Source organism: Megasphaera sp. UBA4233 (assembly GCF_002395615.1).
In the GTDB taxonomy this organism is placed as follows: Bacteria; Bacillota; Negativicutes; order Veillonellales; family Megasphaeraceae; genus Megasphaera; species Megasphaera hexanoica.
The window spans coordinates 73,518-96,656 of the sequence record NZ_DGXL01000020.1 but is presented as its reverse complement, the minus strand read 5'-3'; the positions used below and the strand labels follow the sequence as shown (position 1 = coordinate 96,656).

At 45.0% G+C, this 23,139-nt stretch carries 24 protein-coding genes; 10 read left to right on the top strand and 14 right to left on the bottom strand.

The window, feature by feature from the left end; all coding sequences use genetic code 11:
* Positions 1 to 2 precede the first annotated feature (2 nt).
* From B2U90_RS06530 to B2U90_RS06505, 6 genes are all read right to left on the bottom strand, one after another.
* On the bottom strand, positions 3 to 557 hold the full coding sequence (locus B2U90_RS06530; RefSeq protein ID WP_292017405.1) for a DUF2815 family protein: 555 nt from the start codon (positions 555 to 557) through the stop codon (positions 3 to 5).
* 12 nt (positions 558 to 569) lie between these two features.
* Complete coding sequence (locus tag B2U90_RS06525) at positions 570 to 1,742, bottom strand: DUF2800 domain-containing protein (protein ID WP_292017404.1); 1,173 nt, start codon at positions 1,740 to 1,742, stop codon at positions 570 to 572.
* The gene (locus tag B2U90_RS06520) at positions 1,739 to 2,266 is read right to left on the bottom strand and encodes a hypothetical protein (protein ID WP_292017403.1); all 528 of its coding nucleotides are present in this window, start codon (positions 2,264 to 2,266) and stop codon (positions 1,739 to 1,741) included. Before B2U90_RS06520 ends, B2U90_RS06525 begins: the two co-directional genes overlap by 4 nt.
* 88 nt (positions 2,267 to 2,354) lie before the next feature.
* Positions 2,355 to 3,086: a hypothetical protein gene (locus B2U90_RS06515; protein ID WP_292017402.1), complete on the bottom strand. Its 732-nt coding sequence runs from the start codon at positions 3,084 to 3,086 to the stop codon at positions 2,355 to 2,357.
* A gap of 14 nt (positions 3,087 to 3,100) precedes the next feature.
* Positions 3,101 to 3,334 carry a hypothetical protein gene (locus tag B2U90_RS06510; protein WP_292017401.1) on the bottom strand — a complete coding sequence of 78 codons (234 nt, stop codon included), beginning with the start codon at positions 3,332 to 3,334 and terminating at the stop codon, positions 3,101 to 3,103.
* Positions 3,335 to 3,349: 15 nt separating this feature from the next.
* Positions 3,350 to 3,550, bottom strand: a complete 201-nt coding sequence (locus B2U90_RS06505) for a helix-turn-helix domain-containing protein (protein ID WP_292017400.1) — start codon at positions 3,548 to 3,550, stop codon at positions 3,350 to 3,352.
* Positions 3,551 to 3,613: 63 nt separating this feature from the next.
* Here B2U90_RS06505 and B2U90_RS06500 point away from each other — a divergent pair, with 63 nt between their 5' ends.
* Positions 3,614 to 3,820, top strand: a complete 207-nt coding sequence (locus B2U90_RS06500; RefSeq protein ID WP_292017399.1) for a hypothetical protein — start codon at positions 3,614 to 3,616, stop codon at positions 3,818 to 3,820.
* On the opposite strand, the gene B2U90_RS06495 is transcribed toward B2U90_RS06500, so the two are convergent.
* The 3 genes from B2U90_RS06495 to B2U90_RS06485 all read right to left on the bottom strand — a co-directional run bounded on the left by B2U90_RS06495 (position 3,775) and on the right by B2U90_RS06485 (position 5,045).
* Positions 3,775 to 3,984 (bottom strand): hypothetical protein, encoded by a 210-nt coding sequence (locus tag B2U90_RS06495; protein WP_292017398.1) that lies wholly within the window; start codon positions 3,982 to 3,984, stop codon positions 3,775 to 3,777. The genes B2U90_RS06500 and B2U90_RS06495 overlap by 46 nt on opposite strands.
* A gap of 12 nt (positions 3,985 to 3,996) precedes the next feature.
* Entirely contained in the window at positions 3,997 to 4,176 is a 180-nt protein-coding gene (locus tag B2U90_RS06490) for a helix-turn-helix domain-containing protein (RefSeq protein ID WP_292017397.1), read from the bottom strand.
* Positions 4,177 to 4,844: 668 nt separating this feature from the next.
* On the bottom strand, positions 4,845 to 5,045 hold the full coding sequence (locus B2U90_RS06485; protein ID WP_292017396.1) for a helix-turn-helix domain-containing protein: 201 nt from the start codon (positions 5,043 to 5,045) through the stop codon (positions 4,845 to 4,847).
* A gap of 188 nt (positions 5,046 to 5,233) precedes the next feature.
* Between B2U90_RS06485 and B2U90_RS06480 the strand changes: the two genes are divergently transcribed.
* From B2U90_RS06480 to potE, 8 genes are all read left to right on the top strand, one after another.
* Positions 5,234 to 5,848 carry a helix-turn-helix domain-containing protein gene (locus B2U90_RS06480; protein WP_292017395.1) on the top strand — a complete coding sequence of 205 codons (615 nt, stop codon included), beginning with the start codon at positions 5,234 to 5,236 and terminating at the stop codon, positions 5,846 to 5,848.
* Positions 5,849 to 5,860: 12 nt separating this feature from the next.
* Entirely contained in the window at positions 5,861 to 6,616 is a 756-nt protein-coding gene (locus B2U90_RS06475) for a type II toxin-antitoxin system PemK/MazF family toxin (RefSeq protein ID WP_292017394.1), read from the top strand.
* A 362-nt stretch (positions 6,617 to 6,978) separates the two neighbouring features.
* Complete coding sequence (locus B2U90_RS06470) at positions 6,979 to 8,136, top strand: tyrosine-type recombinase/integrase (protein ID WP_292017393.1); 1,158 nt, start codon at positions 6,979 to 6,981, stop codon at positions 8,134 to 8,136.
* A gap of 980 nt (positions 8,137 to 9,116) precedes the next feature.
* Complete coding sequence (locus B2U90_RS06465; protein WP_236699635.1) at positions 9,117 to 9,965, top strand: DUF4116 domain-containing protein; 849 nt, start codon at positions 9,117 to 9,119, stop codon at positions 9,963 to 9,965.
* 168 nt (positions 9,966 to 10,133) lie between these two features.
* The gene (locus B2U90_RS06460; protein ID WP_059075874.1) at positions 10,134 to 11,210 is read left to right on the top strand and encodes an AAA family ATPase; all 1,077 of its coding nucleotides are present in this window, start codon (positions 10,134 to 10,136) and stop codon (positions 11,208 to 11,210) included.
* Positions 11,207 to 12,625 (top strand): VWA-like domain-containing protein, encoded by a 1,419-nt coding sequence (locus B2U90_RS06455; protein ID WP_292017392.1) that lies wholly within the window; start codon positions 11,207 to 11,209, stop codon positions 12,623 to 12,625. The genes B2U90_RS06460 and B2U90_RS06455 overlap by 4 nt, the downstream gene beginning before the upstream one ends.
* Before the next feature lie 384 nt (positions 12,626 to 13,009).
* Positions 13,010 to 14,203 carry an acetyl-CoA C-acetyltransferase gene (locus tag B2U90_RS06450; RefSeq protein ID WP_059075873.1) on the top strand — a complete coding sequence of 398 codons (1,194 nt, stop codon included), beginning with the start codon at positions 13,010 to 13,012 and terminating at the stop codon, positions 14,201 to 14,203.
* Between the two features lie 270 nt (positions 14,204 to 14,473).
* Positions 14,474 to 15,811 carry a putrescine-ornithine antiporter gene (gene potE / locus B2U90_RS06445; protein WP_292017391.1) on the top strand — a complete coding sequence of 446 codons (1,338 nt, stop codon included), beginning with the start codon at positions 14,474 to 14,476 and terminating at the stop codon, positions 15,809 to 15,811.
* 88 nt (positions 15,812 to 15,899) lie between these two features.
* On the opposite strand, the gene B2U90_RS06440 is transcribed toward potE, so the two are convergent.
* Positions 15,900 to 16,760 carry a hypothetical protein gene (locus B2U90_RS06440; protein WP_292017390.1) on the bottom strand — a complete coding sequence of 287 codons (861 nt, stop codon included), beginning with the start codon at positions 16,758 to 16,760 and terminating at the stop codon, positions 15,900 to 15,902.
* Positions 16,761 to 17,186 (bottom strand): hypothetical protein, encoded by a 426-nt coding sequence (locus tag B2U90_RS06435; protein WP_075581119.1) that lies wholly within the window; start codon positions 17,184 to 17,186, stop codon positions 16,761 to 16,763.
* A 147-nt stretch (positions 17,187 to 17,333) separates the two neighbouring features.
* Between B2U90_RS06435 and B2U90_RS06430 the strand changes: the two genes are divergently transcribed.
* Positions 17,334 to 18,599 (top strand): DEAD/DEAH box helicase, encoded by a 1,266-nt coding sequence (locus B2U90_RS06430; protein WP_059075869.1) that lies wholly within the window; start codon positions 17,334 to 17,336, stop codon positions 18,597 to 18,599.
* A gap of 91 nt (positions 18,600 to 18,690) precedes the next feature.
* Here the strand turns inward: B2U90_RS06430 and bioB are convergent, their stop codons facing one another.
* The 3 genes from bioB to B2U90_RS06415 all read right to left on the bottom strand — a co-directional run bounded on the left by bioB (position 18,691) and on the right by B2U90_RS06415 (position 23,123).
* Complete coding sequence (bioB, locus tag B2U90_RS06425; RefSeq protein WP_292017389.1) at positions 18,691 to 19,704, bottom strand: biotin synthase BioB; 1,014 nt, start codon at positions 19,702 to 19,704, stop codon at positions 18,691 to 18,693.
* Positions 19,705 to 20,009: 305 nt separating this feature from the next.
* Positions 20,010 to 22,052, bottom strand: a complete 2,043-nt coding sequence (locus B2U90_RS06420; RefSeq protein WP_292017388.1) for an LTA synthase family protein — start codon at positions 22,050 to 22,052, stop codon at positions 20,010 to 20,012.
* Between the two features lie 63 nt (positions 22,053 to 22,115).
* Positions 22,116 to 23,123 carry an NAD-dependent epimerase gene (locus tag B2U90_RS06415; protein ID WP_292017387.1) on the bottom strand — a complete coding sequence of 336 codons (1,008 nt, stop codon included), beginning with the start codon at positions 23,121 to 23,123 and terminating at the stop codon, positions 22,116 to 22,118.
* Positions 23,124 to 23,139 lie beyond the last annotated feature (16 nt).

Here is a 23,139-nt window from a genome sequence, read left to right as displayed (position 1 = left end):
TCCTAATCAAATATATCGTCATCCGAGTCATCATCTAATACTTCAAAATCCTCTTCCGCTGTAGATCCACCGGCAAGCCGTTCGCCGTCCCGGACTTTCTGAATGTTGTTCAGGCCTGCGGCAATACCTTTATTGCCTTCCTTCGCAAAGGCGAAGAAATTCACGGATACATTGCAGTAGCATCCGCTGTACACTTCTTCTGGATCCAAGATAGGCTGTACATGCCTGTCCACGACCTGAGGTTTACGGGTGCTGCTGGCATTGAAGAACATCATCCCTGCATAATTAGGATCATCAATATCTTCTTCGTCGGCATCACGCAGTGGGAGCTTGATATTCCTAGGGACGACGCCTTTTGTATTGGCGAGCTTGCTTTTCCCTTCCTCGATGGCCGCTTTGACTGCACTTTCCACTTTAGCGATTGTCTTGGTGTCGTCCTTCGGGATCAGAATGGCTGCAGAATATTTGATCTTACCGTTATCATCTGGTTCCCCCTCCCAGATGTGGGCATAAGAGATACGGCAAGGGATAATTACTTTCGTCTTTTTTTCTTTCATGATGTTTCCTCCTTAAATGGCTTTAAAATCGTTTTGCGCCGAGTTCCATTCCGGGCGCTTGTCGCTTTCCGGTACTAGCGTAGGTTTGCCCGGCGGTTTAATGAGCAGCCCGGCCAGCTCGTCGGCCAGCGTCTTCTTGCCGATGATCTTTTCCAGCTGGGTAATCGTCTTGAGCTCCCGGGGCTTGTAAATCTCGTCCTCTGTATGGCCATACTGGACAGATAAGACTTCCGCCGCCTGGTCCGGCTCACTGATTTTACGGACGGCCCGTCCCTCCACCAGTTTCCAGCCAGGCCAGTGCACGTCATGTTCCACGGCTTCCGTAAGGGCGTAGGACTTGACTTTATTGGCCCAGGTCACCAGTTCGTCCGTCCGGGCCAGTACATCGGCCACCTCCGTATCCGTCAGCTGGTCTGCGTCTTTGAAATCATATTTGGCCATGTCCAGCTGATAGGCCGCCAGCGCCCGGCACCGGACCGCAGCCCGGCAGAACTGGCAGTGTGGACCCGGCGTTAAATCGCCTTTCCCTTCATACGCCTTTTGTGCGGACGGTTGAATAGATACTGCCCAATCCAGTAAATCGCCAACACTGAGGACCTCAGAGCTTTCGCCCCCGTTGCGGGGCTGCATGATAGTCAGGCAGACCGTTTCGATGTCATATATGGCACCGAACGTGTTGTAGGCTCCTAACCCGTATAAACGAATCTGCGGATTGTTGACTGCCGTCACAGGGGTATTCCGGCCATATTTCAGGTCGATGATTTCCAGCGTCCCGTCTGCAATGACGATGGCATCGCCACGGCCAAACCCTTCCGGCACCCAGTCAGAGAAGTCGAGGGACTGTTCCAGAAGTAATGCCGCTTCCGTGTCCTTCTCTTTAGCATCCTCAAATTTCTGGATCACCAGGTCAACGTATTCGCCGACATACTCATCCATGTCCCGGGTGTAGTAGTCACCAAACCTGGATTTTCCGCTTTTAAGCGCTTTGACTTCCTGCTGGTATTTCATATCGCCGATGGTCTTTACATACCGTTGCAGTGCCAATTCTGCCAGTTTATGGGCGAACGTGCCTTCCTTTGCACTTTCCCCGGCAGAATCCGGGTACTGTGCTTCCAGCCGGGCCGAGGGCGTGCACACCAGCCAGCGGTGTGCACTGCTCGGACTCAATAATGCGTGCTTACTCATAACGCTTCGGCCTCCTTCAGTACGTCCGCCAGATCTTCATCAGGCAGTTCCGAGAATTTGCGGACATTCCGTTTTGTGAGGATCTCCTTGATTCCCTTCGCTTTGCCGGCTTTTGCGATTTCTTTCAGCCGGTTCTGGACAGCCTGGCGATCCACAGCAGCTTCCTGTACAGGTTCTTCTGGGGTTGCCGGTTCTTCCTGCGTTACCGGTTTTTCCGAAGTATCCGTTTTTTCCTGAGTGGCTGGTTCTTCCTGCGCTACCGTTTTTTCCTGAGTGGCTGGTTCCAGTTCGATATCTTTGTCCTGTTCTTTCTTAGGTCTGGACGCCTTTTTGACGGTTTTCGGCTGTTGTCCGTGTGCTTTGGGTTCATCTGTAGTCATTACTGTAACTGGAGCGGAAGTATTGATTACGGAAGTAACTTCATCCGCCTGGGCGATGGCCTGTAAAGCTGCCGTGATCGTATTGATGCTTTCCTGTTTTGCGTTTGCGATGTCTTTCGTGTTCAGTTCGATGTTGATTTTCATTTGAAGGTCTCCTTTTCTTGTGGTATACTGAATGTGTGTCTAGTGTTCAGAAGCTCCTTGGCTTCTATAGCGTCCGGTTCCCCGGGCGCTATATTTTTTTGTCTCTGCGCAGCCGTTCCCATCCATACAGATTGGCAGGCATATCCTTTTCTGCGTCGATTTCCATCTGTTCCAGATAATCCGGGAGAGCGTTGAAATCCAGAATATTCATGACGTTCTCTTCATGCGTACCTATATGTAATACGTGGCACATGCTGAGTTCATCTCTTGAAAAACGGAACAGTGTCCTACCACAGACCCTGCAGGCAACACGTACAAATCCCGCCCATCGGAACTCTTGCCCGTCATCCGGTTTTTCTGCTGACTCGAGTTGGACCCGGACGCCTACTGCTTCAATGCCCAGCGTGTGGCCGTGGAATCCGTTATATACAACTCCTGTTGGCGGTTCCTTTAATATATGCCCGTGATTGCATGGTATCCGGTAGTGGATGCCTGAGTCCCCGGCCTCCCCGCTGATCATACCTAGTGCTGTTTCATCTTCCAGCAGTTCATCTACATCCGCCTCCAACTGAGAGTTGTGATCGATGAAGATAGGAATCGGTCTTGCCCCACAATATCCGTTAAAGTCAAAATCCCCTGGGCTCTGTAAGGATTCCAGTATCCGTGGAAGCCGGAACCAAATGCTGTTGATTTCCTTGACCGGATTGACGTTCCCTGGTTCCGCTTCTACCAGATGTCTCTGGTCCCAGCGGAGATAATACATCGATTCGCAGGTGCCTATTTTGATTTCTTCCCCATTGTATTTCGCATATTCGCCCATGTGTCTCGTCTCCTTTAATGAATAAATATAATCAGGTTATTGGCCCACATGATGTATATGATGGCCATGGCCGTCAGGATGATACCACTCAGTAAGATGACAAGACACATAGCGTCATCTGCCTGATCCTGCAGCCGGATGATTTCATCAATGACGTCTTCACTGAATTCTGGTTCCTCTGGCTCCGGGGCCTCCGGATGATATCTTGAGTTGATCCAGGCTGCTGGGGATTGTAGTTTTTTATCCATCTCGTTCACCTCCTTCTATTCAGTAATCGGCAGTTCGTTTTGTTCTTTCACCCATTTGTCCAGTGCCTTGTCGCTGAACAGGACACGGCGCCCGACTTTCATAGACGGGATTTCTTTCCGCCGGGCCATGCGGTACACCATGTCCCTGGAAAACATTGGCCTGCCATCCGCTGTCGTAAAGTACCGCCGGATGACATCGTCTACGCATAACATCATAAGAATCAGCTCCTTTTACATCACCTCCCAATGTTATAATGACCATGAAAGGAGGTGAGTATTATGACTGAAAAAGAATTACAGGAAATTTTTGCTGAAGCACAATCAGAGATTATGGCTTCGTATGATGAATCCAAGATTAAAACGATATTGTCGAACGCATCCGGGGAAACTTCTCTCGAATCCGCTATCCTCGGAGCGTTTCAATTAAGTACTAAGCTAAATCAGGAATTGCTCTTCAAGGTTCTTTCTAAGGCTTTATGCAAATGATTAGCTAATTGTTCAATGGATTCACAGGAAAGGTCATCAAGTGCCAGCTTGGTGGCCTTTTCTTCATATTGACGGTCAATAATGATTTGGATGCGTCGCCATTCGTTCGCTTTTAACCCATTCATTAATTGCAATACAATGGCTAGCTTTTCTTCGTTCGTCATGTGCTCGCCTCCTTAATCGATCAGATCCGACGCGTTGCAGCCCAATGCGTCGGCGATTTTCTTTAGTGTAGAAACACGCGTATCAGCATCATGCTCGATGAGCCATAGATTCTTATATGCGATGCCTGTTTCCTTTGATAGCCGATATAATGAGATGTTCTTTTTTTGTCGTACTTCTTTAATCCGGTTCATAGGTATTGACCGCCCTTTCTATGTCATGTATACTATATGTTGTATAAGCTATATAGCAGGATGATGATATATGCTGAACTGCAGGGTAACCTGCAGAAGCATTGGATAAAAAGCCGATGCGATAACATGAATGGTGGCTGTAACGGAAAGTGATGCATTAAAAGGTATGATTGAATCTACTAATAAAATAGTTTCTACATTCCAAGACGGCGGGATGTTAGCGGATGCGATTAAATCGTTAAACGCTGCGCCCCGAGTCGCTGATGCGTTTAAATCCTTTGAGGCTGTGTCCACGGCTCAAGCTCTCCATGATAGAAACTTGAGCTCTTTAGCTCGAAAGGCTTATGAAAGAAAGGGTATAACCATGCCCCATTAATCGGTAACGGTTAATGCAAACCGGGTTAATTCATGGAAACTCCTGTAAGGGACAACCATGAGCCAAGCTGATGAAACGGATGTGTAATCAGAAGGTGCAACGCATAGGTGGTGCCGACCGTAGCGAATAACCCGCCCAAGAAATCCCGGCATCCTGCTATTTACTAGAGCCCTGTCCCCACAGGGTTCTTTTTTGTTATGCCCAACTGTATCATCTCCTCGAGGCCTGCCATACTTTTCTTCGTTCCTCCTTCTTTTAAGTTCTATTTTATAACTTTAAAAGGTAAAAAATATTATGTATATAGCTTTTCCATTGGGCATTGTAAAATCTTTGCCATAATCGGCATTAATGCTGCCGTGAATTTTCTGTTTCCGTTTTCATAATGGTTATAACCAGAAGGGTTGCTAAGCCCCAGTTCTTTAGCCATTTGTGCTTGTGTAATACCTAATTCCTCACGGCGTTTCTTGATATAATCCAAATCCACTGTTGTCATGCTTATCACTTCCTTTCTTATTAGTTACATTATGTAACTTTTATGAGTATATTATAATTTACATTTTGTAACTTGTCAAGGTCTATATTAAAATAAAGTTACAGTTTGTAACTTTATTTGATTTTACGATTTGTAACAATTATAATTGAATAAAGTTACAAATCGTAAATAATTAGAGGTGATAAAAAATGACATCTGGACAGAGAATTACAAAATTAAGAAAAGAACGAGATTTACAACAAAAAGAAGTAGCCGCTGCTATAGGAATGAATCGTATTGTCCTCAATAGAATTGAATTGGGGAAGCGCCCTTTAAGGGATGATGAAGCAATAGCACTAGCCGACTTCTTTCATGTTACAACGGATTACTTGTTGAAAGGTATACCTCCTCTGTCTGGTAATAAAAAAGGTGTCCGTATTCCTGTCCTGGGCCGTGTCGTTGCCGGTATTCCACTGGAGGCTATACAAGAAATACTGGATTATGAGGAAATTACACCAGAACTGGCAAAAACCGGTGAGTTCTTCGCTTTACAAGTACACGGGGCCTCTATGGAACCGACGCTGAAGGAAGGCGACGTGGTTATCGTCCGGAAGCAATCCAACGTGGATTCCGGGGATATCGCTATCGTTCTGATTAATGGCAATGACGCCACCGTCAAAGAAGTCAAAGAGTCCCCTGCCGGCATCACCCTTATCGGACATAACGTCGCTGCATACTCCCCACAATTCTATTCAAATAAGGATATAGAGCAGCTACCTATTCAGATCATTGGAAAAGTTGTGGAGATGAGACGGAAATTTTAGAAAGGAATACGTATGGAACGTCAAACACCTAGCGAAATTTTAAAATCTTATCGAAGATACGCTTCTTCCTTAAGGAGCAACAGTTTGAAAAACTTTAATAGATTTCTTGCATGGTTACAGCGATATATTCAGTTGAAACAGAGCGAATATACTTTCAGGCCCTCGTATCTTCCCCGGTATGAAGAAGGACAGATTATATTTGTTGATTTTGGCTGCGGCATCGACCATGAATTCAGCTATCCCCATTACGCTATTGTTTTAGATACCCATGATATGAAAAAGTCTCAATTCCTTACGGTGGTGCCGATGACATCGAAAAAACCTAAACATAAACATCCGAAGCCATGGGAGCACGAACTGCAGGTCCCTATACCCAAGCTTCTTGCGATGAAGGTATTAAATAACTTTGATCTGCAAATGCCTGAATATACAGCGCTACGACAAGACATCGTGAGCTTAATGACAAACAAAATAACAGATAATGAATTTCATATAAAATATGAGGTTATACTTAATAAAGGACTACAGAGCCTTCTTGAGAACAATAAAGCTATTATGCAGCTTAGAGAAAAGATGAAGGATGGCAGCATCGTGGAGACGAATCAGCTTAGAACACTTAGTAAAGCCAGAATCAATTTTCCCAGGCGAAAGACTCATCCGCTTTATGGCATAAAAATCAGCAAAGCAGATTTAAATACGGTTAAGGTTAAAATAGCAAAAAATATCATAGTTGATACTATTGACAGAACAGAACAAGAGCGCATATAATAAAATTACAAATTGGGCTTGAATCCCAAAACCTATTTTTCACCATTGTCTTGTAAAAGGCAAAACAAAAAGCGTCTCTCGTTCTGAGGGGCGCTTTTTTTTTAGTATAGTGATAAGATTGACACACCCACCAAGTCATTATATAATATAGCCATAAGCGGTTCGCCCGCACATACTAATGATGCGAAAAGAGTTACTATGGCTAATAGCCTGGTAGCTCTTTTTTTATAATAAAAAAGCACCCCCAAAGAGTGCTAACGGAAAAGATTAACTATGAATCCAGGACCTGTATTATACCAGACATTATAATAAAGCTCCATTGAATCTGAATTCGGATTTAAAAGAAAGGGAGTGTCTCAAATATGGCTACTATCGTACGTCGTGGAAAAAACTGGAGAATCATCGCATACCTGGGCTATGATGACCTGGGGTATCAGCGAAAACGAACAAAAACAATTGACGGGGCCTTATCGAAGACGGCTGCTATGCGAGAGGCCGTTGCGTTTGAACGGAAATTATTAAAGTCCGGAGTCAGAACAAAGAATGACCAGACAGTAGCTGACATCATCCAATACTGGTGGGACAACTACGGATGCAAGCAGTCGCCGACGACACAGGAACGGAACCTCCAGCTTATCGCTCGGATCAATAAATTGCTGGGCCATATCCGGGTCAACAAGCTTCGCCCGAAACATATTCATCTGTTCATCCGGAAATTGCAGGAACCGAACGCGCGAGCAGACGGCAAAGGCCCACTGTCCAGTAGGACTGTCGCAATGCACTTCAAGCTTCTGTCCGCTATCCTGAATAAAGCCGTCAAATGGGAACTGATAGACGAAAACCCCTGCTGTCGTGTCGATGCACCGAAACAGCGGACAAAGCCGCAGCCCATTATGCAGGAAGAGGACCTGTCCCGGTTTCTGTATCTCCTGCTGGCTAAAGCCCCGTTAAAATATCAGGCGTTTTTCATGTTAGCTTTTACAGACGGACTGCGCCGGTCTGAAATATGTGGGCTGGATGAAGCGAACGTAGATTTTGAAAAGGGAACGCTACGCGTCGCTGTGACTGGTGTTTTCGTTGGCGGTAAGGTTATCTATAAAGAAGAGACCAAAACGGCCTCCAGCGCCCAAACCATGTACATAGCACCCATAACTTTGAATATCCTGAAGCGGTATAATACAGAGCGAATACAGAAAGAACAATATTTTGATATGCCGCACAGCACGAAATTCTTCACCAATGTAGACGGTTCCCCTATCCTGCCTTCTACCTTCACTCACTGGCTTCATAGCTTCTTGAAAAAATATGACCTGCCGAAAGTTAACGCCCAGGGCTTCCGGAAAATGGCTGTCACTTATGCCATGCAAAAAGTCAATTTGAAAGAGGCCAGCCAGTTTGCCCGACACACTAATATCGATACGACTGCAAAATATTATGCAGAAGTACTGCAGTCCCGGATTGCCACACCGACAATGTACCTCAATTCCCTGGTGGAGGATGCTGTAAAAGAACATCAATAATCTGGGTCTTATTTTGGGTCTTATTTAGATGCAACTCTATATATCTGGCTATAACTGGAATTTGCCTGTAAAGGGCATTCATACTACTGTATACAAGTAGATACAACTCCGTCAATACCAGGCTCCGTGGACTCCGGAACCGGGTGCGAAGGTTCGAATCCTTCTAGGCGCACCACTAACAAGTAAGCGGTTTCTCAATGATGAGGAACCGCTTACTTGTTACTTTGCCGCTTATTATTTTCCATAATATATACTGTGAGTCTAAAAGTAACTCCGTCCTGCCCGGCGTACACCTATACCGGGCGCACAAAAAAACCGCTGTCCCGTCAGGCAACAGCGGTTTTTTACTTTATACAATCAGATCAGATTGGCAATGAAGCTGAAAGACATCAATGCAGCTACGGCAATCAGCAGTTTTACGTTCGTATTCATCTGTTTCACCATCCTAAAGAACACGACAATCAAGGCAATTATATATTAAAGAAGATTAGCAACAAAACTAAAAGACATCAGTGCTCCAACAGCAATCAGCAATTTTACATTTGCACTCATGATGGTCATCCTCCTGAATAATCTTGAATAAATTATCATTATATATAAATAATAACATATCTCGATAAGGTGTTCCATTCCCTATCTGCCATTATAATACTGCTTTCATTTTTTAAAATCAAGAGGGAAATACCGGTCTTACAGCTTCTCTTTTCTAGTAGAAATTTACCATAAATCTCCTTATTTATCTGCTTTATCACCTATTTTTACTTTGTCTTTATTTTTTTAAGTATAAGCCTAATCCGTGAACATAACCGTAATTTTATAAAATAAGTATAAACTTATAAATATAACCTAACAGGATTTCCCAACGATAAACAGAACACGTTGCTGAAACGTAAAGAGATTTAGCAGTTGTAAAACAGCCGCAAAAAACGTAAAATAAAAGATGTAGAAAAACGTTTATCGTAAAGGAGGTGCCTGAAGCCGTGTACAATACTAACGTATCGGTTCCACCGCCAAATACAAAAAGTGCAGAAGACTACATGCGAATGATCAAGATCAATCCATTTTCCCTGCAGCACATTCCCAATCCTACAGAAGAAATGAAATTGACCGCTCTGCGCGAAAACGGACTGGTTCTGGAGTTTATTGACAATCCGACAAAAGAAATGCAACTGACTGCTTTAAAAAACACAGCAAAAGCCATCCAGTTCATTCCCAATGCCCCTAAAGAATTATTGAAACAAGCCGTGCACAAAAGCTGGACAAACCTGGCATACATCAAACATCCGCCGGAATGGCTCATCATGGAAGCCATCCAGCAGTCAGGATGGGCTATCCAGTATGCAGAAAACCCCAGTGAAGAATTGCAACTCGCTGCCATACGGCAAAATTACGATGCCATCCGCTACATCAAACATCCGACGCCTCACGTCCAGGCAGCGGCGGCCGCCATTAACTACACCGCCCTGCGTTATATAGACAAACCTTCCTTCGAAGCGCAGTGCATTGCCATTGCCAATAATGAACAGGCAATCCGTTTATTTGTCGATACGGATAAAGAAACACTGCTTACATTTTTAAAAATCAATATTCTGGTCATCCGCTATCTGCCCCGCAACCGGCTCATCAGCAATGACGACCTGAAAAGTGTCCTGAAAGAAACATTATCCCAGGAAGATGTGCCGGAAAAATATGTACGGGATTTCATTGGCTGCCGGCGCATCGAAACAGACTATGGCTGGAGTCCGATCGATAAATTATTATTCGTCTACCAATATGGGAGCCGGAAAGCCAAACAGGTTACGGTCGATGAAAAATTAAAGATTCAATAAAAGATTCCCCACGTGCCACAGGAAAATCAGCTATTTCTTCTTTACCATTTGCTGGTCATCATTTATTATTGTATTATTATATAGTAGTATTAAGATATAATTTTTATATCGTATAATATTGTTTTATTAGATTTTTATTAGATTTTACAGAGATAGGATGGAATATTCATGAATTATAATGACACACTGCAAAGTGTAAAACTCGTTTTAGCCGCTCAGGCGGTTCCACTTCTCATCGGGGAAACAGGGATTGGCAAGACAGCCCTGGCTACGGATCTGGCGGCAGAAAACGGATGGACACTCATCGATATTGATGGCAATATTTTAAAGGAAGGCGAAATCGGCGGCCTGCCTACCGTCGAAAACCGTACGACCGTCTATGCCATTCATCACAAACTGAAAGAAATCGATGAAGCTCTGGCTGAAGGAAAAACAGTTCTCCTCTTCATCGACGAAATCAACCGCTGCGAACACGCCGTACAACAGGAACTGATGAACCTCATACTCAATCATGAAATCAATGGATACCACCTTGACGAAAGCGTACGTATCATCGCCGCCATGAACCCCACGGATACCTATGATTATCAGACTGTAGAAATGGATGATGCCCAGAAAAACCGTTTTGTCTGGCTGTATATGGAACCGGATTACATGCAGTGGCTGGACTGGGCTGCCACTAAGGGAATCGAACCGCGGGTCATGGAATTTATTTCTACCTTCCCCGACTATCTGTCACAGCGCAATGAAGACGATATCAATGCGACACCGCGCAGTTACGAACGGATTTCCGATATTTACCGTATTTATGCCAAACATCCTGAATCCTATACAAGGAACGTATTTTTCAATGTAATCCGCGGTAATGTAGGAAAGGTCATTGCCGAAGAATTCGTCAACTTCATCGAATCCGACGCCCAGCCGCTCGTGTCATACGCCGATGTATTTTCCAGTCCGTCCATGACCGCAGAAACAATCAAAAAGATCGAGAACGAATCCCACACCCGGCTGTATCTGGCAGCCAAAAATATCCTGCGCCAGCTTGACAGCAAGCTCATAGAAGGTGCCATCGATCCCAATCAGGCAATCGAACGTCTGGTGACATTCCTGCACTATTATCCGGTCGATCTCATGATAGGCGTAATGAAAGATATCCGCAATAACACGAAAGAAGTCGGAAAATATGCCCTGAAGAATGACCATTTTATTGATGCTTATTTTAAAACCTATGAAGCAATCGGGTGATTGTATTGGATAAACAACTCCGTACCGAGGCCATACTCCTCGACCAAAAACTGAACCAATGGGCCGATAATGAAATGCGCCTTTCCGATAAGGCCTGCCGGGCAAAAGACTTACCGGCAGACTTTGTGCGGGAATTCTTCGAATTTGTCAGCAAAATCAGTTTGAAACTGCTCGATGACAAAGATAATTTCTATGGATATTTCTTTTTCCAGATGGGAAAAGAAATCCGCCTCAATATCGGTTCGGCCACGGCGACGAATTTCAAGGGAGCAAAGTATGTCATGTATTTCAATCCCTTCATCTTCCTTCCCCTGACGATTGACCAGATGGGAAACTGCATCCGCCATGAAATCCTGCACATCGTCTTCCAACACCTGCAACGTGCCAAAGACCTTCAGGATCATTACAGCAAGCTGGCCCTGAATCTGGCCATGGATATCGTCGTCAACACTTACCTGCGTCCCCTTCCCGATGATGCGGCAACACTCGACTGGGTCAATCTGCAGTACCATCTCTATCTTACGCCATTTGGTACACTGGAAGATTATGTACAGGAAATACAGGAAGCCATTGATAAACGGGAAAAGACGACGACTATCACCGATGAGGATAATACGGCTGATACAGATATCCTGACCAAATTCGACCCTCTGCGCACTCATGATGTCTGGAATGAATCAGACACGATCGATGCCCAGCTTCTGGGACGATTCACAGAAAAATATGTCGATGCCGCAAGCCGGGGCAAATTGTCGGATCATATTGCCAATGCCATAGCCCAGATCAAGGACAGCAATCATACTCTTCCCTGGCATTTCTATCTGAAAAAGCTGGCCGGTACTGTAGCCAGCGGCAACAAAAAAACGACGGCCCGCCGCAACCGCCGCCAGCCGGAACGGCTGGACCTGCGGGGACAGCTGCGCAATTACAAGGCCAAAATATATATTGCTCTCGATATCAGCGGCAGCATCAGTGATGACGAGTTCAAACAGGCTATGGAAGAAGTCTTCCAGATTGTACGGGAATATAAAACGGAAATCACTATCATACAATGTGACGACCACATCCGCAAAGTATATACCGTCCGGACAATCAAAGACCTGCAGGCCCGTCCTGCCGGGCGGGGTGGCACCTGTTATGCACCGGTCATCGAATACGCTAATAAACATAAAATAGACCTTCTTCTCTATTTCACCGATGGAAAAGGAGAAGACAAGCTGCGTACCATTCCATCAGGCTACAAGATACTCTGGCTCATTGGCGGCAACGGGGATGAATTGTCTCTCGACACCCCCTATGGCATTGTCAAACGGCTTCATCCGCTGGAAGAAGAAAACTCGGCTGCAGAATTTTTCTTCGTCGAAAAAGGCGGATATTCCATGAATAATCAGGAAGGAATCAGCCTGAATTTCTAAATGCAGACCTTTGCAGAGTTTGTGAAATTTATCTCAATTAGTACATATTGACATATATCGTTTATTATACAATGTATTCTCGAACGCGTTCGTAAATACATATTTTAAATATGATAGGTAATTGTGTATTCTGTTTAGGAAATATTGGAGAATAAATATGAGTATTTGGTATAGAATTCCTTCAATTTTTACTTGCAAATCCATGTGAAAAAATGTACTATATACACATAGAGATTGTGAAATTTAGAACTCAGCTTTTTCATTCAGAAAGAGAGCTCCATCACAATCCCCAAGCACCAGGATATAAATAGTGTCTATGTGGCAGATATTACATCTACTAACAGATATACTATTTTATTTGTACTCAGAAAGGGTGGTTTTTCAATGAAAAATGTAGTCATCGTAAGTGCAGCTCGTACTCCTATCGGCAGCTTCAACGGCCAGTTCAAAGACGTAACAGCTGTCCAGCTCGGTATCGTTGCTGTTAAAGCTGCTATCGAACGTGCAAAAGTTCCTGTAGATCAGATTGATGAAGTTATCATGGGTCATGTTCTGACAGCTGGCTGCGGCGAAAACACAGCCCGCCAGGTAGCTCTCCATTCCGGTATTCCTCAGGAAGTTCCTGCATTTACTATCAATAAACTGTGCGGGTCCGGCCTTCGTGCTGTATCCCTCGGCGCTCAGCAGATTGAACTCGGCGACGCTGACTGCGTAATCGTCGGCGGTATGGAATCCATGTCCAACGCTCCGTATGTTATCGCAAAAGCACGCCGTGGCTATCGTATGGGCAATGGTGTCCTCGAAGATACGATGCTCCGTGATGGCCTGGTTTGCACAGAAAATGGCTATCACATGGGCGTAACGGCAGAAAACATCGCATCCCGCTTTGGCGTAACCCGTCAGCAGCAGGATGAATGCGCTTACAATTCCCAGATGCGTGCTGCCAAAGCCCAGGCTGAAGGCAAATTCGATGCTCAGATTGCTCCTGTAACGATCCACAACCGCAAAAAAGGCGATATCGTCATTACGAAGGATGAACATATCCGTCCGGAAACCACACTGGAAGGCCTCGCTAAATTAAAACCGGCTTTCACAAAAGACGGCACAGTTACAGCTGGTAACGCTTCCGGTATCAACGATGCTGCTTGCGCACTAGTTCTCATGAGCAAGAAAAAAGCCGAAGAACTCGGTATCAAACCGATTGCTGAAATCCTCGACTGGGCTTCAGCAGGTGTTGAACCGGCTATCATGGGTACTGGTCCTATCCCGGCCTGCCATAAACTGTTCAAGAAAACCGGCCTCAAAATGGAAGACTTCGAACTGGTTGAATTGAACGAAGCTTTCGCAGCTCAGGCTGTATATTGCTGCCAGCAGCTCGGCGCTGACATGAGCAAAACAAACATCTATGGTTCCGGTATCTCCCTCGGTCACCCCGTAGGCTGCTCCGGTGCCCGTATCCTCACGACTCTGCTCTATGCATTGGCAGAACCGGGCCGCAATGGTTCCCGTTATGGCCTCGCTTCCCTGTGCATCGGCGGTGGCCAGGGTACAGCCGTAGCAATTAAAATGTGCGACTAATTCCGACTAGATGGTCTTAAAAAAGACAGTCACTTTATAGTGGCTGTCTTTTTTTTGAAATTTTTTCAATAACACTGCCAAAAATACCCAGGCTATCGATTTTAAAAAATTATCATACTATTTTATTTTTTTATCGAAAAACCATTTAATTTTCATAGTAAACATGCTACAATGTACTAGCTATAAAAACGGGCTATATTTTTACCATACTATGACAAGGGAGACGGCCTGATACGACACGTCTCCGGCCCTAAGAAAGAAGGACTGATAATGAAAACTTCACGTCGTAAAATGTCTTTGGTTCAGCTGACCTTTGTAGCAGCGGCCAACATGCTCGGTGCCGGCATCATCATGCTGCCGACGAAACTTGCCGAAGTAGGCACGATTTCGATTATTTCCTGGATTATTACTTCTCTCGGCTCTTTAGCCCTGGCACTGACGTTCGCCCGATGTGGTATGTTCTCTACCAAGCCGGGTGGCATGGGAGGTTATGCTGAGTATCGGTTCGGATGTCTTGGACATTTCATGACAAGTTATTCCTATTCCGTCTCTATTGTCATTGCAAACGTAGCTATTGCTATTTCAGCCGTCGGTTATGGTGCTGGCTTCTTTGGCACTGAACTGACGCCGTTGCAGACATGTCTATATACTATAGCACTTCTTTGGATTGCTGCTGCACTTAACTTCAGCGGTTCACGTTACTCCGGCAAACTAAGCACGATAACTATCTGGGGAGCCATTATCCCTGTTCTGGGTATTTCCCTCATCGGCTGGTACTGGTTCGATCCCCAGCTGTGGGTCAGCTCATGGAATCCGAACCATTTTGGTCTGGGGGACGCTATTGGCAATTCTATCGCCCTCACGCTCTGGTCCTTCCTGGGATTTGAATCGGCAGCTGTCAATATGGATGCCGTAGAAAACCCGCAGCGTGCCGTCCCCATTGCGACCTTCGTCAGCACCGTTGCCGTTGCCGTCATCTACGTAGCATCGACCAACGTCATTGCCGGTGTCGTTCCCAACAACGATATCCTCAATTCAAGTGCTCCGTTCGGCCTGGCTTTCGCCACCATGCTCGGTTCTACAGCAGGCAAAGCGGTCATGGGACTCATGGTCTTCTCCTGTGCCGGCTCTCTTCTTTCCTGGCAGTTTACGCTGGCCCGGGTCTTTAAAACAAGTGCTCAGCGCGGTCTGTTCCCGAAGGTATTTGCCAAAGTTACCGATGCCGATGTTCCTCTTAAAGGCATGATGCTCATCCTGGTCATGCAGAGCTTTTTATCCCTCATGACCATCAGCCCGACTCTGGCCGAACAATTTGAAAACCTCGCAAACCTGGCTGTCGTTACTAACGTAATTCCTTATATTCTCTGTTCAGCAGCCCTCAAATCCATTCTCGATACGGAAGGGATTTCCAATACCCAGTGCAACCGGAATACGGCTTATTTCTTTGCCGGTGTTTCCATCATCTATTGTTTCTATGCTATGACGACACTGGATCTGCCCACCTTCCTCGGTGGCTGTACCGCTGTCTTCATTGGCTGGATGACTTATGTAGTGCGTTTCGTCATCATGAAACAGCCATTTATGCAGGAACAGCGTGCAAAAAGCTGAATATCTGTATGTACACAAAAAAGCTGTCCTGCAAAGGACAGCTTTTTTGTATCTGTCTGTAATATATGATTGGCAATGAAATCAGTCCCTATGCCTGACTCCGGTGCAGCCTGTTCCAGATAAGTGGAATGAGATTGCTGCCAGCTACGGCAGCTATGATAGAAATAGTCTCTCCAGCAAGAGGAACAAGCAGCGTCAGAATACTATTTTCCGATAGCGGCGTATGACCTACGACGAACCGGATATACGGAGATGCCGGCATATTGAGGGCCAGCCAGGCCAGACTCATGCAAAGAATCCGTATGAGCTGAACGATACGGTCGCCCGTTTTGGGAAACCGTTCTTTTGCAGGGTAAAAGTATAGCGCGAACGAAGCCAGAACAAAAGCGATGAGCAGAAAAACGCAAAGCCCCAGGAGAATAAAGACGCCAATGAGCGGCCCATCCAGACCCGTCGTGTCCAGTACGGGAAAGAAGCACATCGTCATAAACGAAAGGGGGATAGGCAACGCATACAGCACCGGGTCGAAAAATTCCGACCAGGCATATTTCCTGCGCCGTTTTTTCCAGAAATCAAAGCCCCATGCCAGCAGATTTTGTACAAGGATCGTTACGATCATCCAGCACGCATACAGAATGACCCGGCTATAATAATTCTGCCATAGACTCGTACCTATCAGGCTGTCAAAAAAGCCCGTCACCAGCATAAGACCAGTCAAGGCGCCATAGAAATACATTCCCGGTGAAGCATACAAGGTATATCCTTGATTTCTCACTTGCCGATGACGCTGCAGCAATGGCACCGTCAAAGAACCCAGGGAAAATACAAGAAAAGACAAAACGGTAAGAAATCCTTTATCAGAAACAAACGCCCCAAAAGGAACAGGGATCAGCCAGACGCACTGCCAGGCCAGATGAAGCCCATAGGGACGCCACGATGGGTTATTCATTTACACACGCTCTTTTCTGCAGGTATCATGAAACCGGCTCAGGACATAGGCTCCCAACATAGTCGCACATAGTTCGCCATACATAATACCGATAAAAACAATATCACGACCGATGGTAGGCCATTCCCAGAAGGAAGATGTCTTCCATATCTGCCCCATAAAGGCGCTGAATGCACCGCCAATAGCTGCCAGTACCAGCCAGGCAATGACAAAGCTTATACGGCTGATACGGGCATGTTTCGGGCCAAACGCCGCTTCCTTCGTGCCCACATAGGCCAGAGGGATCAGAAAAGACAGAGCCAGATGGGATATGAGCGCCACAGCCGCACTGGAGCCACTATGAATCGTATAGGATCCAATGGGAATGGGAATAATGAAAAAGCTCATAAATACGCATTGACGGAAAATATCACGCCACCAGCTCATGCTATCTGCCTCCTGAAAGAAAAGTCATTTACAGTTTAGTATACCAAATTTCAAAAAGAATGCCTAGAGTTGAATCTTATGGTATAATAAATAAACACATGTAAAAGAGACATATATTATTTTTTTTGAATAGAGAAAGGTATACCCATGAAAACATTCCAGACACTCGGCGTTACGCCGGAATTAACCAATCTATTGCATACACAGGGCATCAATGAACCGACTGCCGTTCAGGCCCAGTCTATTCCCGCCATATTCAAAGGACGGGATGTCCTGGCCCAGGCACAGACCGGTACAGGCAAAACGCTGGCTTTTCTACTGCCAGCCCTGCAGCAGATCCGTACCGATTTATCGCGTGAACAGGTCCTGATCGTTGCTCCGACCCGCGAACTGGCCAAACAGATTGCCGACGTGGCATTGACTCTGGCGCCATCGCTTTCTGTCGATGTGCTCAGCCTGATTGGCGGCAAAACCATCGAAAATCAGCTCCAGAAGCTCCATCGCCACCCCCACGTCATCATTGGTACCCCCGGCCGGCTTCTCGACCACTGTGGCCGTAATTCCCTCGATTTATCCCATGTACGGCGGATCATCGTCGATGAAGCCGACCAGATGCTGCAGTCGGGATTCCTGGAAGACATTGACACCCTCATTGCCATGACGCCGTCCAACAGACAGCTGCTTTTCTTCTCTGCCACCATCCCCGATAAAATCCGCAGTCTGGCTAAAAAGCATATGACTCATCCGTTAGTCCTCAATATCCTTGAAGGCGATACCATTGCTCTGGATACGATTGAACAGCGGATTTACATGGTCCAGGAAGAAAAAAAACTGGATCTTCTCTGCCAGATGCTGGCCGATATGAATCCCTATCTGGCTATTGTGTTCTGCAACACGAAAGAGCGCACGTCCTGGCTGGCGGGAGAACTCATTGCCCGCGGGTTCAACATCGGTGAACTCCACGGCGATATGAGTCAGGGTCGCCGCAGCCAGGTATTGCGTGATTTTTCCAGAGCCCGTACCCAGATTCTGGTCGCAACCGATATTGCAGCCCGGGGCATCGATATCGAAGGCATTACTCACGTTTTCAGCTATGATGTCCCCCACGACGTCGATTACTATATCCATCGCATAGGCCGCACGGGCCGTGCCGGCAGTGAAGGACTGGCCATCATGTTTGCTACCGCTGCCGATGAAAACTGGGTACGCCGTATCGAACACACGATTGAAGCGACAATTACCAAATATGCCGCCAATGGTCAGATACGGGTCAAAGCAAAAAACGCGGCACCAAAGAAAAAGAAAGTATACAAAGACAAGCTTCCGGCCAGCACCTATCAGACCACGAAAGAAAAACGCCATAAAACATTGCATAAAGGCGGAGATAACCGGCGCCGTCGGAAGAAACAATAAGAAAAACAGTAAAAGGGAAGCATTTCTGCATCATATCAAACCTGCAGAAATGCTTCCCTTTTTGCAATCCTCTTCTTTGTAAATGCCCTGTTTAATGATGACAGCCGGCGGCACAATTTGTTCCACACGTTCTGGCACTCTCATCATTCGTGAGCCCCAGTCGTCTGAGCATAACCATATCCCCGGCAATCGTCGTTCCTGATGTGGTAAGCATATTTCCCGTGATAGATGCAGAAGCACCGCTCAAAAGGGCTGTAGCACCGTTTTCAGGCAATAATTTTCTTCCTGCCGCCAGACGGATATTGGCTTCCGGATTGATAAACCGGAAAAATGCAATCGTGCGCAACACATCTTTCCCATCCAGCTGGGGCCGGTTTTCCAGTGGCGTTCCCGGAATCGGCATCAATGCATTAATCGGAATAGACTGGATTCCTAATTCAGCCAGACTGATGGCCATATCAAGACGGTCTTCCCACGTTTCTCCCATACCGATGATTCCGCCGGAACAGACGCATAAGCCTTCCTTCTGGGCCAGGCGGATTGTCCGGATACGGTCATCATACGTATGGGTCGTGCAAATCTGAGGGAAAAACCGCCGTGACGTCTCGATATTATGGTGATAACTGGTAACACCAGTTTCATGAAGCCGGTGCAACTGCTTAGCCGAAAGCAGGCCATGAGACGCGCACAAACCAATATGAAGTGTCTTCTTCATCGTGCGGTACACATCAAGGGCCCGTTCAAAATCATCACCTGCCAGTGCCCGGCCTGATGTCACAATAGCAAACCGGTTAGCACCGGCATCCTGATTGGCTTTGGCATTCGCAATGATTTCTTCTTTAGGCAGAAACCCATATTCCTCACAATCGGTATGATGACAAGCCGACTGGGCACAATACTTGCAATCTTCTCCACAACGACCGCTGCGGCCGTTGATAATCGTACAGAAATCGATATGATTCCCACAAAAATACTTCTGCAATACACCGGCCCCGTGCTGCAATTCTTCAAGAGGTGCCTGAAGAAATACTTGTAAATCATCGCCCCGCTTGAACCGATAACCAGCTAATACCTTTTCTGTTATCTCTGCAATACTATACTCCATACACTGACGTCCCTCCATATTTCTATCAGACTGATATGATATTTTCTATTATACCCCCTCGCCTTACATACGTCAACTTTAATGTGTCATTTTATAGTTGACAATGTAATTTCCCGCCACTTCTCATTATCCAATCTCATTTATACGGAAAGTCGTCCATTTCTACAACCAAACATCAACCATTGCTGCATCCTGCGTGATACATGCAATAAAGCTCCATCCAATATGATAGATACACTTACATTGGATGGAGCTTTGCTAATGACAAATGAACACATAGGAGAGGAGACTGCCAAGCTGCCTTTCTATTGCTGAAGAATGTCTTCTTTTTTCTGCAACAGTTCCGGATGGCGTACCATATATCCTGTCAAATTTTTCCACGCCATACATTCATCTACATAGGGAATCGGTCCTTCACAGAGTTCATCTTCTTTATGATGCTTCCCCAATGGCTGATAAAATTCATTTTCAAAAGTTCCATATGCATCCGGTCTGAGCCAATGATATGGCGTAACTAAATGGTCGATAGGTTCAGTAAGCGAAGAAAATAAAGAATAATATGTAAAGCCTTTTGGTGCAATCAGTTCAATAACCGTAGGCATGATATTCATATGACCACCAATAGTGTTTCCGGCAAAAATATGCTGATCCAAGTCTTTATGATACACCATGAAAACCGGACAATGCTGCTCCCGTATGGAACAATCCCGATTCATAATAGAGGTATGTTGCAGTGGCGTCATATTAATAGCATGATCGGCTGTAACAATAAAAAGACTATCCGGATAGGCAGCACGCATACGATCAATAAAAGTACCGATGGCCTGATCAGAAAGCCAGAACGTACCTAAATTTTCCTGCAAACTCTTATTATGTTTGATATCGTCAGGAGCATCAGGCATAACACTTTCTGTATTATATCCATACTTTTTCAGATTGATTTTAAACGGTCCATGATACGATGTCGTATATACAAAATGAAATTCAGGCTTCCCGGAATTGGTCTGCTGAATCAGTTCAGCTGCTTTATCTAAAAATACATTATCATAGACTCCTACCCACGTTTTAGGAGCCTTCGGACCACAAAAATCAGTAGCTGTCATTACCCTGTCAAAACCACAAGCTGGTGCAAACTGATTAAAATTACCATACGTCACATTTCCACCATACCAATAGGTAGAAGTATACCCTAATTTCTTTAACTGCAAAGGAAATGCTGTAGGAACTGTTCCCTTCCAAAATGTTTCTTTTTCGTTGAGTTCCAAACCTGCGTCAAAAATCCCCGACATAAGACTTACAATAGAAGGTCTGGAAATAATCCCTGATGAAAGAGAATTAGACAAAACAGCCGTATGGACATCATTCATTAATCTTTTGCCGCCTGATGTCAGGTTCAAAGAATCATATGCCGGATCAAATAACTGTTGTAAATAACTTTCGCCAACGATTAAAAAAATATGGGATGGTTTTTTAATTCTCGGGCCCTTTGCAATATGTCTGAATGCATACACAGGATTAGGATATGAGGCAATATCATTTGCTTCTACAGGCAATACAGCTTTTAATGATTCTAAATCTTCTTCATCACTATGGGTATATGCATCATTCAGTTTATGTTTCTTGACTTGTTCCAAAGCAACTAAATCATCGACAGTTGCTTTAGCAAAAAAAATATCTTTTTTTACAATACTCGGTATAGTATCCCATTCTGGCTTGTTATCATGCCAAAACGTACCGCCATATCGAAACCAGTAAAATCCAAGGATAATACCCACACATATCAGTATATTAAATATATACATACCTATAGAAGATGTAAAAGCAGGATATGGAATACTTGGCAAGGCTAAAAAACTCATTATCCAGTACTTAACAATCCACCCGTACGGAATCCCTGCCAGTATAAACAGGAGTCCATGATCCTGATGAAAGAAAACATCCACAAGATTATGCTTTTCCGCTTTAGCACCTAAACGGACTATCTGATTATATGTATCATGAAAATGATTATAAAATATCATTTTCCCCACAAAGGCAGCATACAATACCAGTGCATACACTAATCCTGCATATAATAAGATATCATTCTCTAACGCATGGTAAGAAGTGATGAACAATCCTGGAATAGAAACCAGAACCAGGGGCAGCAAAAAAACGTAGGCATTAAAATCCATACCCCACCAGAATCCATACCGGAAACAATGCCATACTACCTTCCAACGACCTTTTAAGCTGGGATAGGGAGAATATACCTTTATAAAAATGGCTCGGAATATGGCACATAAAATAGGAAAAACTAAAAATAATTTGATATCCTGTTGCATCGATAGAAAGAATTGTTCAAACACAATGACACCTCATATATTGTGAAACATAGAGTTAGTGTATACAAAAAAGATAAATTTTATTTATCAGTTTATATCATAATACTTTTTATACCAAACAGCAAATTTTCCCAATCCTTCTTCAATTGTCGTTTCTGGTTTAAAATCAAAGTCTTTCTGCAGGTCTGTGACATCTGCATAGGTCTGGTATACATCACCTGGCTGCATGGGGAGATATTCTTTTTCTGCCGTTTGCCCCAGTGCTTGTTCCAGTACTTCGATAAAATGCATGAGTTGTTCCGGTTTATGGTTACCAATATTATATACTTTGTACAAATCGCCCAGTTCATTGGCCTTAGGCGGATTACAAAGCATGTGTTCAATACCTGTTACGATATCATCAACATAGGTAAAGTCCCGGTACATATCGCCATGATTGTAAATCTGAATGGGTTCGCCTTTCCGGATTTTATTGGCAAATTTGAAATAGGCCATGTCCGGCCGTCCATAGGGACCATATACAGTGAAGAAACGGAGTCCCGTCGCTGGAATGCCATAGAGGTGGCTGTACGTATAGGCCATGAGTTCATCCGATTTCTTAGTTGCTGCATAGAGGCTGATAGGATGGTCTACATTGTCGCTTGTAGAAAAGGGCGTTTTCTGCTGATTACCATAAACAGAAGAACTGGAAGCGAATAACAAATGCTCGACCTGGTGATGACGGCAGGCTTCAAGAACATTAAAAAATCCGATGATATTGGAATCAATATAGGAACGGGGATGGTCGATACTGTAACGTACTCCGGCCTGGGCAGCCAGATTGACGACAATATCTGGCTGGAACGTTTCAAACTGTTCGTTCACCGTATTCGCATCAGACAGGTCTCCTTTTATAAAGGTAAAAGATGGATAGTCTTTTAATATATGCAAACGGCTTTCTTTCAGACTGACATCGTAATAATCGTTGAGATTATCTAATCCCAATACAGTCGTCCCCAAATCGAGCAGGCGCTTTGCCAGATGAAATCCGATAAAACCGGCAGCACCTGTAATCAATATTTTCTTCGATGTATCAAATGGTTTATATGTTGCCATGGTAATAAACTCCTTG

Coding starts and splice junctions, on each gene's coding strand:
- B2U90_RS06475 (WP_292017394.1), top strand. CDS start 5,861: ATGGAACGTCAAACACCTAGCGAAATTTTAAAATCTTATCGAAGATAC.
- B2U90_RS06460 (WP_059075874.1), top strand. CDS start 10,134: ATGAATTATAATGACACACTGCAAAGTGTAAAACTCGTTTTAGCCGCT.
- B2U90_RS06525 (WP_292017404.1), bottom strand. CDS start 1,742: ATGAGTAAGCACGCATTATTGAGTCCGAGCAGTGCACACCGCTGGCTG.
- B2U90_RS06415 (WP_292017387.1), bottom strand. CDS start 23,123: ATGGCAACATATAAACCATTTGATACATCGAAGAAAATATTGATTACA.
- B2U90_RS06450 (WP_059075873.1), top strand. CDS start 13,010: ATGAAAAATGTAGTCATCGTAAGTGCAGCTCGTACTCCTATCGGCAGC.
- B2U90_RS06470 (WP_292017393.1), top strand. CDS start 6,979: ATGGCTACTATCGTACGTCGTGGAAAAAACTGGAGAATCATCGCATAC.
- B2U90_RS06490 (WP_292017397.1), bottom strand. CDS start 4,176: ATGAACCGGATTAAAGAAGTACGACAAAAAAAGAACATCTCATTATAT.
- B2U90_RS06505 (WP_292017400.1), bottom strand. CDS start 3,550: ATGATGTTATGCGTAGACGATGTCATCCGGCGGTACTTTACGACAGCG.
- B2U90_RS06495 (WP_292017398.1), bottom strand. CDS start 3,984: ATGACGAACGAAGAAAAGCTAGCCATTGTATTGCAATTAATGAATGGG.
- B2U90_RS06520 (WP_292017403.1), bottom strand. CDS start 2,266: ATGAAAATCAACATCGAACTGAACACGAAAGACATCGCAAACGCAAAA.
- B2U90_RS06485 (WP_292017396.1), bottom strand. CDS start 5,045: ATGACAACAGTGGATTTGGATTATATCAAGAAACGCCGTGAGGAATTA.
- B2U90_RS06440 (WP_292017390.1), bottom strand. CDS start 16,760: ATGAATAACCCATCGTGGCGTCCCTATGGGCTTCATCTGGCCTGGCAG.
- bioB (WP_292017389.1), bottom strand. CDS start 19,704: ATGGAGTATAGTATTGCAGAGATAACAGAAAAGGTATTAGCTGGTTAT.
- B2U90_RS06510 (WP_292017401.1), bottom strand. CDS start 3,334: ATGGATAAAAAACTACAATCCCCAGCAGCCTGGATCAACTCAAGATAT.
- B2U90_RS06500 (WP_292017399.1), top strand. CDS start 3,614: ATGACTGAAAAAGAATTACAGGAAATTTTTGCTGAAGCACAATCAGAG.
- B2U90_RS06530 (WP_292017405.1), bottom strand. CDS start 557: ATGAAAGAAAAAAAGACGAAAGTAATTATCCCTTGCCGTATCTCTTAT.
- B2U90_RS06435 (WP_075581119.1), bottom strand. CDS start 17,186: ATGAGCTGGTGGCGTGATATTTTCCGTCAATGCGTATTTATGAGCTTT.
- B2U90_RS06480 (WP_292017395.1), top strand. CDS start 5,234: ATGACATCTGGACAGAGAATTACAAAATTAAGAAAAGAACGAGATTTA.
- B2U90_RS06515 (WP_292017402.1), bottom strand. CDS start 3,086: ATGGGCGAATATGCGAAATACAATGGGGAAGAAATCAAAATAGGCACC.
- B2U90_RS06430 (WP_059075869.1), top strand. CDS start 17,334: ATGAAAACATTCCAGACACTCGGCGTTACGCCGGAATTAACCAATCTA.
- potE (WP_292017391.1), top strand. CDS start 14,474: ATGAAAACTTCACGTCGTAAAATGTCTTTGGTTCAGCTGACCTTTGTA.